This is a genomic window from Empedobacter sp. GD03865 (assembly GCF_029840775.1).
Taxonomy (GTDB): Bacteria; Bacteroidota; Bacteroidia; order Flavobacteriales; family Weeksellaceae; genus Empedobacter; species Empedobacter falsenii_B.
Genome location: NZ_JAOCDF010000012.1, coordinates 59,186 through 72,619, shown reverse-complemented (window position 1 = coordinate 72,619; position 13,434 = coordinate 59,186). Strand labels below are relative to the sequence as shown.

Here is a 13,434-nt window from a genome sequence, read left to right as displayed (position 1 = left end):
AAGCTTCAAAATTGTCAAGAAGCTTTAGTTAATCCAGTCATTAGATTATCTAATTAAATCTAAAAAATGATCATAAAAAATCCAGACTTATCGTCTGGATTTTTTTTATAATTCATACTAGGATGGATTATTTCTTTGAAGTGACTTCTCGGAACCTAGAAATGACAGTGCTTAAAATGACAACATTTGCTTTTGAAAAAATTATTTGAGTTAAAAAGTGATATTTTACTTTTATAAGCTTACATCATCCATATATCTATGGTAATCTACCATTCATCAAATTGAATTTTTACATCAGAAACTTCCTCGTTGTTTTGTCTCAGAAATATAAAAATTCGTATAATGAAAAAACAAATTGTTCTATTCGGTTTATTATTGTCTTGTATCTCATGTTCAATACATGTAAAAGCTCAGACATCATTACTAATCCATTTGGGTATAAAGGCTGGAGGAAATTTAACCAATATCTCTTCTACAGAAAGTTTTGAAGGAAAATACAGTTTTGGATATCAAGCTGGTGCAATGGCTAGATTAGATTTAGGAAGTGCTTATTTACAAGGAGAAACGTTGTTTAATAAAAGAAAAACTAGTTTTGAAGGAGAGACTGAAAGCTCGAAACTAAGTTGGAATTCTATTGATATTCCTGTTTCAATAGGGTATAAAATTGTAAATACAAACGAATTTAATTTGCGTGCTTTTACAGGCGGACTTTATAGTTATTCTTTCGGAAAAGAAATTACCGGAGCAGATGACATCAAACAAGCCTTTTCTAAATTTGATAAATCATCTATTAGTTTAATCGCAGGATTAGGATTCGATATTCAACGATTATCGATTGACTTTAGCTATGAAAATAGCCTATCCAATGTGAGTAAGAACTTCAAATCAAAACCTAAAAGTTTTTCGATTGGAATTGGCTACTTTTTGTTTTAATTCGGATAACAATACTTAATTTTAGAAACTGCAATACCTATTGTGGTTTCTTTTATTTTTTTTAATTTACTTTAATACAATGAATTTTAAATTCTTTAAAAAACATCTTTTCATTACCATTTTTTGGATTGTTTTAGGTATTACACTTTGGCTTAATTTCCAAGCAAATGATTCAAAATACGATGCTTTACTACAAACTATTGCAATATTATTTTATTCAATTATATTAACCTATTATCTCACAGAGAAATTACTTCCAAAAGCATTGCAAAAGAAGAAAATGAAACAGTTTTTAATTCTTTCAATTTTCTTTATTTTGACATTGTCTATTTTTAACTCTTTTGTTTTTACCTATATAAGTGTTAGCTCAAAAGAACCTTTACCAGTTTATTTTTCTGATCAAATTCCTATATTATGGAAAGGATTTTATCTTTCTATACCTGCATCTTTATTAATAATTGGTACTGCTTGTGGAATTCGTTTTTATCAAGAACATGGAAAAATTGAGCGTGATCATATTTTACTTCAACAAGATCATTTAGAAAATCAACTCAAATTATTACAAGATCAGGTTAATCCTCATGTGATGTTTAACATATTGAATCATATTCATATTTTATTGAAAAAGGATACCGAACTAGCTTCATTCTTACTACTTAAATTCTCGGATATTTTACGTTATCAACTTTATGAATGCAACAAAAACGAAGTCGTGTTAGAGAATGAAATTCAGTATTTAAAGGATTTGATTGATGTAGAAAAATTACGCTGGGGCAATGAAATTGATGTTTCCACTTCATTCACCATAATGAATAAAAAAGCGATGATTGCTCCTTTGTTATTGGTGCCTTTTATAGAAAATGCATTTAAACATGTAAGTAGAGTTCCCGATTATAAAGGATTTATCAAAATAAACTTTAACGAAAATAACAATCAAATTCATTTGAGTATCGAAAATACGTATGCTAAAATTCCTATTCAATCTAAAAGTGTAGGTGGAATTGGATTACAAAATGTAAAAAAGCGACTAAATTTAATTTATCCTGAAACTTATCAATTAAATATTACTGAAAATGGACAATTATATAAAGTCTATTTAACTATTAATTTATCTTCAACATGACTACAACACATCTAATTTCAAGAAAAATGAAATGCTTGATTGTTGATGATGAACCTTTGGCTCGTCAGCATATCAAAGATATGGCGGAACAAATTGATTTTATAGAAATTATACAAACTTGTTCAACAGCTCTAGAAGCAACTACATATGTTACAGAAAGCACAATTGATCTAATTTTTTTGGATATTAATATGCCTTATCTTTCTGGTCTCGAATTTTTGGAACAAATAGAAAATCCACCACTTTGTATTTTTACTACCGCTTATTCCGAATATGCGCTTGAAGGATTTCGATTGCAAGTCGTTGATTATTTACTCAAACCAATTGCATTCAACCGATTTTATCAAGCGGTTAATAAAGCCTATCAAACATTTGTACTTAACGAAAAAATAAAACATGGGACTATTCTCAATGATCCCTTTCTATATGTACGACAAGGAGATACTTTTACCAAAATTTCTTGGGTAGATATTTTATATGTAGAAAGTATGCAAAATTACGTAAAACTACATTTCAAAGATAAATCTATTCTAATTCACCAAACCATGAAAGTATTAGAAGAGTCTTTACCAATGAATCATTTTTTTCGCATACATAAATCTTTCTTAGTGAATGTAACACATATAGAAATAATTTCTGGAGGTCGAATTTATATAGGCAAACATGAACTTCCTATTTCTAGGAATAAAAAGGATGAATTACTCAATCAAGTAGTCTATAAAAAATTAATTAGTAAATAAAAATAGCCTCAATATTTATTGAGGCTATTTTATGTGATTAAGGTAAGTTCCAACGTAAACTCAACGCTGAATAAAAGGTTGTCGAAAAACGAGGGTCTGCAATATCTTTCTTTCTAAAAAGACTCTTTAAACTTCTTTCATTTTCGGAAAAAGATCGTACCAAAGTCGTTCCTCCTGTTAATTGGAGTTTTAGCGAATTACTCAATTTTATTTCAGGACGTAAACCTGCTACAACTTGCTGATAACCTACTAATAATGATTTGCCTTCTTTGGATCTTTCAGCAACCATTCCACTAAGATTTACCACGCCTTTCAAAGCAAAGTTTGTTGTCATTTGATAACCTGCTTCTACACCTTCTGGAAAATTAATATTCACATTGAATTTGTCACCTCCAGTTTTCCAATCAAAATAAATTCCTGGCATTACCATAGGAACTCCAAAGTTATTCGATAATACAGGTCCTAACCCTAAAGCTAATTTTGGATTAAAATGTTTAATAAATAAAATACCTCCTTGCCCCAAAATATCATTAGCAGATATATTTTCCATATCAGTATAAATACCTACTGAAGCCATTGTCAAAATTGACCATGAAGAACTAATAGGTGAAAAATATTGTAACCCAATTTGCGTATTCAACATTTCTGATGGAAATAATTGTTCTTCATAATTTTTATTGTTCATTCTTGCATATGCAGTACTAAATAACAAAGACCAGTTGCTAACTTTTCCATTTTTTAATTCTTTCGTATATAAAGGAATTTTCAAACTCAACTCAGCTTTTTTGAAATCGCTTTTCGAATCTGTTTTTAAGCTATCTATTGGACGTATATAATTGGAAAATGGTACATATTCCATTTTTAATTGACCCCCAATTTTATTCTGTGCATTTAAGAAAGTCGTTAATAAACTAAACGCGGAAATTAAAATGTTTTTATTCATCTTTTTTTGCCAAAGAGAGGAGTTTTAATAGTAAAAAAATAAATTACTTGACGAATTGCTATTCCTGATTGATATACGGCGATAGAAGAACGATATCATTATTTATTCTAAAGTCGAGAAGAGTTTTTTGATTACTTTTTTGCGTTCTAAATATCGATGAATTACATTTTCTTTTCTTAGTAGAATAAGGCGTAACGAATAAGTAACTTTAGAATTAATTTATTCAATAATTGAAGAAAATCAAATAAAACATTTACTTTTATTATATTAACCCTTTTTGATATAATGAGAATATGAACAAAGAATTTTTTAAAAATATATTGACAACTCAAATTCCGATTGCGTGGATTGCGGGAGTTCGTTTGGAATCGTGGGAAGAAAATAAAGTTTCGACACGAGTAAAATATGGATTCCTTAACCAAAATCCGTTCAAAAGTATGTTTTGGGCAGTGCAAGGAATGGCAGCAGAATTTTCTTCTGGTTTGATGGCAAATGCTAAGATTGCGAAATCAGGTGAAGATATATCGATGTTGGTTTTGGGAATGCAATCGAAGTATTTGAAAAAAGCTATTGGTAAAATTGTGTTTACTTGCGAAGATGGAGAAAAAATAGACGCAGCTATAAAAGAAGCGATCGAAACGAAGAAAGGTGTATCGCTAAATGTGACAAGTAGAGGCGTAGACGAGGAAGGAGATGTTGTTTCAGAATTTCAGTTTACGTGGACATTCAAGTTGAGAGATAAAAAATAATGAAACCAATACTTAAAACATTTTTAATTTCTGTACTATTTAGTTTTATTGTTTCTTTTGTAAGTTGTTTAGTATTATTTCTTCACGAATCCTACAAAAGTTACGGTTCAATTCGTATTGTAAATTTTTCTAGTGTTATGTATTTTATAATTCAGTATTCATTTTTAGTTGTTTTACAGTTGATTATACTTAATTTTTTGGTTGGAATTATGCTAAAAAAATTCAAAATCAGACTATCAAAACAATTTATAATTTATGCTTTTTTAGCGTTGATTTATTTTATAGGAATTAATTATTACATTGATTTTAGATTAATTGTAATTAATCCTACATAAAAATATAAAGGCTGAAATTTATTCAGCTTTTTTTGTGATTTCTTGTTTCAAAATTGAAATTACTTCATCTATTTCTTCAAAATTTAGATGCGCAAATCCAAGGCGAATTCCAGTTTGATGTTGGGTTTGATATAAAATTGTTTGTGGAATAAACAATTCATTTTTTAAACAATTTCGTTTTAATTCCATTAAATTTATAGGTTGATTAAAATTAATCCAAACAGCTAAACCTCCATTTGGACTAGTAAAACTGATAAAATCATTTAATTCCGTTTTCAATTTCTGACAAAAATAATCGCGTCGTTCTCGATAGGTTTTACGATGTTTTTTTAGGATTCGATTTATTTCACCTTCACTAATCATTTCACCTAAAACTTGTTCGATAAATGGATCAACCTGTTGATCAAGAATTGATAAGTGTTTCTTCGCTTCAAGAATTAGATTTTTCGGTGCTACAATAAATCCAATTCGGTAACCTGGTGCAAGGTAATGACCAAATTTTCCAGTATAAAGAACCATTCCATTTTGATCCGAACTTGCCAAAGGTAAAATTGGATGATTGCTGTAATGGAAATCAAAATCGTAATCATCTTCCACAATTGCAAAACCAAATTCCTGCGAAAGTTGTAGTAATTCAACTCTTCTTTGCGAACTTAATGTAACCGTTGTAGGATAATGGTGATGCGGTGTAACGTAAACAATTCGTATCGGAAATTGCTCGCATAATCTTCTTAAATCATCGGTGTCAATTCCAAATTGATCCGTTTTTATTTGTTTGATTTTAGCAAATTGTGTCTGAAAAATCATGTTACTTTTATAGTAACTTAAATTTGCGACAGCGACAAAATCATTTTGTTTTAGTAGAATTTCAGCAATTAAAAAAAGTGAAATTTCCGAACTTCTCGTTACCAAAATATTTTCTTTCGAAATATGTAAACCTCGTGTTAAATTGAGATAATTCGCTAAATTCTTTAAAAAATAATCATTTTTGGAATGATTTACTTTTGAAATTGAAGTTTTTCGTTTTAAAATAGCTGAATATAATTTAGCAGGAAGTTTTAATTCTGCTAACCGATGATCGATTGATCCATCTGTTAAATATAATCGTTGATTAAAATTTTCGTACGGATTATCCAAAAGTATCGATTGTTCAAATTGAAAACCCGTTCTATCAGGATACAAATTGATTGAAAACTGTTTTGGAACAATCGTTTTCTGAAACTTTTGAGAAGTTTGACTTAACACATAACTTCCTTTATTTGGAACGATTTCTATCCAACCTTGAGCTTCAAGTTCCTGAAAACTATTGACAATTGTATTGCGATGAAGTGTTAAAATCTCACTTAATTGCCTCGTTCCAAGTAATTTTGTTCCACTTGGAATATAGCCTAATTGTATAGCTTTAGCCAGTTGATTCGCTAATTGAAGATAAATCGGTGTATCCGAATTGCGTTCGATTTTGATAAAACTTTTGTATGGTATTTCAACCGGACTATTCATTATCTGTAAACTGGTATATTATGACAGGTCGGAAAGGTACTACTTTCGCATCAGATTTAACTCAATTAATTAAATAATTAGTCAAAAATGAAGAAGATTACTATGGTATTGTGTTTAGCTGCACAAAGTATTTTTGCACAAAATGCGAATGATACCATTGCGATAGGAGAAGTTTCTATTTTAGATAACCGTCTGAATACGCCACTTTCTAAAGAGAATAGAAACATTTATGTGTTAAGTAAATCAGAAATAAACAAATTACCTGCGCGTTCTTTGCAAGATGTGTTGCAGTATGCATCTGGAATAGATTTGCGTCAACGAGGACCGTTTGGAACGCAAGCTGATATTTCGATGGATGGCGGAAGTTTTGAGCAAACATTGATTTTGTTGAATGGTGTAAAAATAATGGATCATCAAACGGCTCATAATGCGTTAAATCTTCCCATTCCCCTAGAAGCGATTGATAGAATTGAAGTGGTACGTGGTCCGGCTGCTCGTGTTTATGGAAATAATAGTTTGACAGGTGTTATTAATATTGTCACGCGTCAACCAAAGAAAACGGGCGTTTATGCGAATACCTATTTTGGTACAAATTTTAAGAAAGATAGCGAAGATACAGGCGATACCTACACAAGTAGAGGTGTGCAGCTTGGTGCGAATTTGGCAAAAGAAACGCATCAACATCAGTTGTATGTGAGCCATGATTGGGGAAATGGATACCGATACAATACGGCTTACGAGAACAATAAATTGTATTATCAAGGGAATTTTCAGTTTGATGATGACAATAGTTTAGTTGCTTCGTATGGTTATGTGAAAAATGGATTTGGAGCAAATGGTTTTTATGCATCTCCGGGTGATAAAAATTCGAAAGAATTGGTTGAAACAACTTTAGTTAACATTCAATCAAAGCATCAATTATCGGATCGAATTACCTTAGCGCCACGAGTGAGTTATCGTTACAATTTTGATGATTATCGCTATTATAAAAACGATTTGAGTAAAGCTCGTTCTCTGCATTATTCAAATTCTATTTCGGGAGAAGTAAACTCGACGTACCAATTGAATAAAGGGCAAATTGGAGTAGGAGTTGAATACCGAAATGAGCAAATATCATCGACAAGTATCAAAAATCATACACGCGATAATGTTGGATTTTATGCGGAATATAAAACGGACGTTACTCCAAAACTGAATGTAAATGTCGGAACGTATGTTAACTATAATTCGCAATATGGTTGGCAAGCATTTCCAGGAATTGATGCGAGTTATGCAGTAAATTCGAACTTGAAATTGATGGTAAATGCAGGTACAAGTCAGCGAATTCCTTCGTTTACAGATTTGTATTTGGATCAACGACCAGGAAATATAGGAAATGCAAATGTAGAATCTGAGAAGGCTTTTCAAACAGAAATTGGATTCAAATATAACAAGAGAAATTGGACGTTTAATGCCTATTATTTTTATCGTTCGATCACAGATTTTATCGATTGGGTACGTTTAACATCTAATGAACCTTGGGAAGCGCAAAACTTTGGAGATTTAAAAACGAATGGATTTAATACGAAGGTTTCGTACTTAGCAAATCTTTCTGCGAACCAAAGTTTGAAGTTTTCTTTGAGCTATTCTTATCTTGATCCTGAGTTTAAAAATGTTGATGATCAATACAATTCTAAATATAAAATAGAAAGTTTAAAACATCAGTTAATCAATACAATAGATTATGCAATCGGAAGAACTACTTTAAGTTTAGCGAATCGTTATAATACACGTCAATCATATAAATCTTATTGGATTACTGATGCAAGAATTAATCATTCATTCAAAAATAATTTGAGTATTTATTTTGATGCACAAAACATTTTTAATACTACGTATAACGAAGCTGGAGCCATTCCGTTGCCAACAACTTGGATGAGTTTAGGAATTAAATTTACAGGGATTTAGATGATGACAAACATTTAATATTCTCTTTAATAGTTTATATTATAAATGCGATGAGACAACTTTTTTAGGAAAGTTGTCTCTTTTTCATTCCATAAATTTCTTCCTAACTTTGCAAAAATAAATTGTATGATTATCATCGATTCGCCATCTCATGATGCGTATTTCAATATAGCTTTAGAAGAATATTTATTGTACCACTATCCAACAGAAGATATTTTTTTGCTGTATATCAATGCTCCGTCAATAATTGTCGGAAAATTTCAGAATACATTGGCAGAAATTAACTTGGATTATGTAACTGAAAATAACATCAAAGTTGTTCGTCGTATGTCGGGTGGTGGAGCTGTTTATCATGATTTAGGGAACCTAAATTTTTCTTTTCACACATTATTAGGACAGAATGATTTTATGGATTTTTCGACTTTTACAGAACCTGTTGTCAAATTGTTAAACGATTTGAATGTTCCTGCAAAATTGGAAGGAAGAAATGATTTGTTGGTTGATGGTAAAAAGTTTAGTGGAAATGCAAAATTGGCTCGTAATGGAAAAATGATTCAACATGGAACGATCCTTTTTAATTCGGATATGTCTGTTTTAGGCGATGCGTTAAAAATTAATCCCTTAAAATATGTGGATAAAGCCATCAAATCTAATCGTGCGCGCGTGATTAATTTGATCGAATATTTTCCAAATGAAATGACGACGGATGAGTTGAAAGCTTTGTTGATTGATGAAATGTTAGCAACAAATGAAGGAGCGACAATTTATCATTTAACAATCGAAGATTTGAATGGTATTGCGAAATTGATTGAAGAAAAATACCAAACATGGGATTGGAATTTTGGTTTTTCACCAAAATATAATTTCAAAAATGCAAAGAAAATTCCAGCAGGTTTTATTGAAGTTCACTTGGATGTAGAGCGAGGCGGAATAATTGAAAAAGCTAAAATATTTGGTGATTTCTTCGCTTCAGAACCGATTGAAGGTTTAGAAAATAAACTAATTGGTGTTAAACATAACGAAGAAGAAATTACAAAAGTTCTGAATTCTATTGATGTAACAGATTATTTTGGAAAGGTTACAGTAGACGAAATTTTAGAATTATTTCGATAAAATTATAAGCCAAATTTTTATGAAAGTTTGGTTTTTTGATTTCAATTTTACTTCTAGATAAAAAATTCTGTTTCTTCTTAAGAAATTGTTGAATCCTTTCTGGATACTTGTTTTTTTACATTTTAGATGAAAAATCGTTTTGAAAACTTACTTGATCTAATTTTAACCTTCCTATTTCTCAGTTTTTTGCAAAAATAAAGACGGAAGAGCTCACGACTTTTAGTTAATTAGTAATATAAAAAAAATCGCTTAAGTAGAGAACTAAGCGATTTTTCAATAGATGTAGTTAAGGTAATAAGAATTGGTTAGTAATCTTATTTTGGGTTGTTTAGTGGTTGAAATATAGATTGTTATTTCTTTTTCAAAATTGATAAAAATTTTAGAATTAAAATATCCCTATTTATAGGTATTTTTTAAGGTTTTGAAATCAATCCATATTCTATTGCTGATGTGATTGCTGAACTTAAATTTGATGTTTTAAATTTTTCGATCAAATTTTTTCGATGACTATCTACCGTATGTGTACTAATAAATAACTTATCTGCAATTTGTTGTGTTGTTAATCCTTGTGCAGCTTCAATTAAAACCTCTTTTTCGCGACGCGTCAATTTCGGAATCGTATTCAAACCATCTTTTTCTTTTTTACTCATCACATTTTTGGTTTGTGAACAAAGAAATTTCTTTCCATCAAAAATAGAATTAATTCCTTCTAATATTTCGTCAACAGAAGCATTTTTCTGAATATAACCCGAAGCACCTTCTTCCAAACAACTATTAATTACAGCGTATTCATTGTGTACGCTCAACATAATAATGTGCATATCAGGATATTTTTTCTTGAAAGGTTTAATCAATTCAATACTATTAGTATCCGATAAATTGATGTCTAACAAAAGAATATCAATTTCTGTTGTTTTTAAGGCTTCTTGTAATTGTTGAGCCGAAGCATAACAATCGACCACTTGTAAGTTTTGTTGATTACTCAAAATATTTCGCAAACCTTCTAATAATAAAGGATGATCGTCTGTGATTGCTATTTTTATCATAAGTTATATTTTAGGAAATTGGAACTCTATACTTGTTCCTAAATCGATTTCTGAATGTATATTTAATTGTCCTTTTAAAAATTGAATGCGTGATTGAATATTATGTAAACCTGCTGATTTCGTTAGTTTTGTATTATTCATGTCAAAGCCTTTCCCATCATCTTCAACGGTTACAGAATAGTTTGTCTCATCTTCTACAAATTGGATGATAATTTGTGCTGCATTTGCATGTTTAATGGCATTATTTACTAATTCTTGAATGATACGATAGACCAATAATTGATTTTCTTTGTCAAGAGAATTAGTATAGCTCAAAAATTGAACATCAATATCCAATTGTTCATTTGACATTCGGATTGCATATTCTTTTAAGGCTTCTTCCAAACCATATTTCAACAACAAATCTGGCATTAAATTATGTGCTACACGACGCAATTCATCAACTGCTCCATCTAATTGATGAATGGATTTTGCCATATCCTTTTTAGAATGATTGTCAATTTTATCGTTGAGATGCGTTAATTGAATTTTTGTTCCAGAAAGTAAGCCACCTAAACCGTCATGTAAATCACGTGCAAGACGAGCACGTTCTTGCTCTTGACCATCAAGAAGTGCTGTTAAAGTAGATATTTTAGAATTTTGACGTTCTTGTTCAATTTCCAATTTATACAATTCTTCACGTTGTTTTAGATGTTTGTTGCGTTGTTTTAAGGCATAAAGCAAAAGAGCAAGTAAGGCGATGAAAAAGATAATCGAAAAGATGTAATACTTGTTTAATTTATTTTTGAAATTAAGTTCTGTGATATAATTGACCAATTCGTCTTTTCTATTTTTATTTTCTAGTTTAAAAAGCCTTAAATTCTGTTCAGAAATAGTTAATTCTTGTGAGCGTTTATCGGATTCTAATCGAGATAACTTTAATTGTTTACGTTGAAAATCTTCACTTAATCTTACATTTTCTAACTCTTGTTCTTGTTGAATTCCTAATGAGTGCATTAGTTGAATTTGTTGCTCTTTTTTCTCAGCTTCTAATTGTAAACGAATCATTTGTTGTTGCTGACGTTCTTTATCAAATTGAGCTTCTAAACGTTTACTGATCTGCGCTTGTTCGTTATCATAAATTTCTTTGTAAGTAGATGTATACAATTTATAATAACGCAAAGCTTCTTTGTAATTCCCTTCACGATCTTCAATATTAGATAAGCTTAAATACAACGAAAGAAGAATATTTTTGTCAGGCATTGTATTCTCGTTGACTTTTATAAGTGAATTGAGTAGATAGCTTTTTGCAGTAGAAACTTCGTTATTCTGCAAAGATAATTCGGCTAAAATACCATTAGCAGCGGCAACGTGATCGGATTGATTATTTTGTTCTCCTATTTCTTTGGCTAAATTGGCATATTTGATAACTTTTCCTTGATAGTTTTTTGGATAAAACTGAAGATATAAATTGGCTAGATTAATAGCAACAAACGACAAATCTGTTGCTGTAGCCATTTCATTTTTGTTTTTATAATACGTATCAATTGCATTAGAATAATATTTTTCGGCTAAATCTCGCACAAAAATATTCTTCTCATTTTGCATAAATTTTTGTTCATACATGTATCCAATCGACATATAAGAAGTAAAAATTAGATTAGGATTATTTTGTTTAAGCGCTACATCTAAAGCAAGTTTGCTGTACTTTTCTTGTAATTCGTAATCATCCCATCTCGAATAAATTCCAGTCAATTCGTTATAAATAGAACTCATTCGTGTAAGAACAGTTGGCGTAATAGTAGCTTTATCTAGAAATTTAAGCCCATCAATAAAATTTTTTACAGCCTTAGAATCTTCATTGTTTCTTAAATTCAACCATCCTTCACAATATTTAACATATCCTTTTGTTGAATAATCAGTTGTGCGTCCGCTGTAATAAATTGCTTTTTGCAAATTATAGTTTGTTGCACTCAAATTATCATCAATACGATTATTCATTGCAGAAACAGCATGTAAATAAGCAGCATATTTTCCATCACTCAGTTTTTCGGCGCTCGAAATATTTTGTTTCAGAACAGTGAAAGCTTTTTCTTTTTGATTATTAAACAATAAAGCTTGCGCATATTTTCCGGTTATTTCGTATCGTTCAATAGAATTAGGAGCCGTTTTATTATATTGATTCTCAAAATTAATCAGTACTTCCTGTGCATTAGCAATTCCACTAATAGCGCATAAAATAATGACTATAAGTTGAAAAAAAAGAGTTTTTAAAGCACTGTTACTTTTTAACATATTGTGATGTTGAGTTTATTTGAGCTAATATAATGTCTTTTGTAGAATCAAAGAAACTAAAACAATCCGAAGACTGTTTTAGTTTGTACATAAGTTGAGGTAGGTTAGGATATAGGTTATTGTTATTTCTTAAAGTTAATATGAACGTCGAAAAATTCACCCTTTTGAAGAATTTCGTCTAAATTTCGATCAATAATTAAAGCAATATGTACTTGATCGTTGTCGTAAATATTCCAATCCATTTCAGCGTCATATTGATAAACACCTTTTAATGTCCATTTGTAAATATCCCAATTTCCAGACGTTCCAATTTTATCCACACGTTTTTCATTATTTGAAACATAATATAAATATTGATGTCCATCATACGATAAAAACGGATAATATATGACTTGGTTTTTCTCTGCAGCAAAACCACTACCAGATTCAAAATACGGAATGCTTTCTATCTTTATTCCTTCTTGAAAATTAACATCAGCCGAACTATCAGTCACTAATGCTTGTGCAGCGTAAAACAGATTTTTCTTTTCTTGATAAGGTTTATTTAGATATTCAATACTAAATTCTTCAGGACGAAGCGTAATTGTTTGATCAGCTTTATCAATATTAAATGTTTGATTTCCTTGCTTTATTATAATATTATTAGTTGTATATTCTTGTGCATTTCCAAAAGAAGCCAAAAGACTACAAACCATTAGAACCATTATTTTTTTCATCTACTTTTCTATTTT

General features: G+C 30.2%; 11 protein-coding genes. 6 read left to right on the top strand and 5 right to left on the bottom strand.

From position 1 onward, the window contains the following. Positions 1-342 precede the first annotated feature (342 nt). The 3 genes from N5D46_RS06695 to N5D46_RS06685 all read left to right on the top strand — a co-directional run bounded on the left by N5D46_RS06695 (position 343) and on the right by N5D46_RS06685 (position 2,796). Complete coding sequence (locus N5D46_RS06695) at positions 343-933, top strand: porin family protein (RefSeq protein WP_280049535.1); 591 nt, start codon at positions 343-345, stop codon at positions 931-933. Between the two features lie 280 nt (positions 934-1,213). Then, positions 1,214-2,056, top strand: a complete 843-nt coding sequence (locus N5D46_RS06690; protein WP_347881018.1) for a histidine kinase — start codon at positions 1,214-1,216, stop codon at positions 2,054-2,056. Positions 2,057-2,082: 26 nt separating this feature from the next. Beyond that, positions 2,083-2,796: a response regulator transcription factor gene (locus N5D46_RS06685; protein ID WP_280049534.1), complete on the top strand. Its 714-nt coding sequence runs from the start codon at positions 2,083-2,085 to the stop codon at positions 2,794-2,796. A gap of 37 nt (positions 2,797-2,833) precedes the next feature. Here N5D46_RS06685 and N5D46_RS06680 read toward each other — a convergent pair whose 3' ends face one another. Then, positions 2,834-3,739 carry a DUF6268 family outer membrane beta-barrel protein gene (locus tag N5D46_RS06680; protein ID WP_280049533.1) on the bottom strand — a complete coding sequence of 302 codons (906 nt, stop codon included), beginning with the start codon at positions 3,737-3,739 and terminating at the stop codon, positions 2,834-2,836. Positions 3,740-4,032: 293 nt separating this feature from the next. Here N5D46_RS06680 and N5D46_RS06675 point away from each other — a divergent pair, with 293 nt between their 5' ends. Then, the gene (locus tag N5D46_RS06675; protein WP_125349320.1) at positions 4,033-4,488 is read left to right on the top strand and encodes a DUF4442 domain-containing protein; all 456 of its coding nucleotides are present in this window, start codon (positions 4,033-4,035) and stop codon (positions 4,486-4,488) included. 353 nt (positions 4,489-4,841) lie between these two features. Here the strand turns inward: N5D46_RS06675 and N5D46_RS06670 are convergent, their stop codons facing one another. Beyond that, positions 4,842-6,323, bottom strand: coding sequence for a PLP-dependent aminotransferase family protein (locus tag N5D46_RS06670; protein ID WP_280049532.1), 1,482 nt, complete (start codon positions 6,321-6,323; stop codon positions 4,842-4,844). A gap of 87 nt (positions 6,324-6,410) precedes the next feature. Here N5D46_RS06670 and N5D46_RS06665 point away from each other — a divergent pair, with 87 nt between their 5' ends. Both N5D46_RS06665 and N5D46_RS06660 read left to right on the top strand, forming a co-directional pair. Then, complete coding sequence (locus N5D46_RS06665; RefSeq protein WP_280049530.1) at positions 6,411-8,270, top strand: TonB-dependent receptor; 1,860 nt, start codon at positions 6,411-6,413, stop codon at positions 8,268-8,270. A 126-nt stretch (positions 8,271-8,396) separates the two neighbouring features. Next, positions 8,397-9,383, top strand: coding sequence for a lipoate--protein ligase (locus N5D46_RS06660; protein ID WP_125349323.1), 987 nt, complete (start codon positions 8,397-8,399; stop codon positions 9,381-9,383). Positions 9,384-9,796: 413 nt separating this feature from the next. On the opposite strand, the gene N5D46_RS06655 is transcribed toward N5D46_RS06660, so the two are convergent. The 3 genes from N5D46_RS06655 to N5D46_RS06645 form a co-directional block, all read right to left on the bottom strand. After that, positions 9,797-10,429, bottom strand: a complete 633-nt coding sequence (locus N5D46_RS06655; RefSeq protein WP_125349324.1) for a response regulator transcription factor — start codon at positions 10,427-10,429, stop codon at positions 9,797-9,799. A 3-nt stretch (positions 10,430-10,432) separates the two neighbouring features. Further along, positions 10,433-12,703: a histidine kinase gene (locus N5D46_RS06650; RefSeq protein WP_280049529.1), complete on the bottom strand. Its 2,271-nt coding sequence runs from the start codon at positions 12,701-12,703 to the stop codon at positions 10,433-10,435. Between the two features lie 122 nt (positions 12,704-12,825). Beyond that, positions 12,826-13,419, bottom strand: a complete 594-nt coding sequence (locus N5D46_RS06645; RefSeq protein ID WP_280037800.1) for a hypothetical protein — start codon at positions 13,417-13,419, stop codon at positions 12,826-12,828. Between the last annotated feature and the right edge of the window lie 15 nt (positions 13,420-13,434).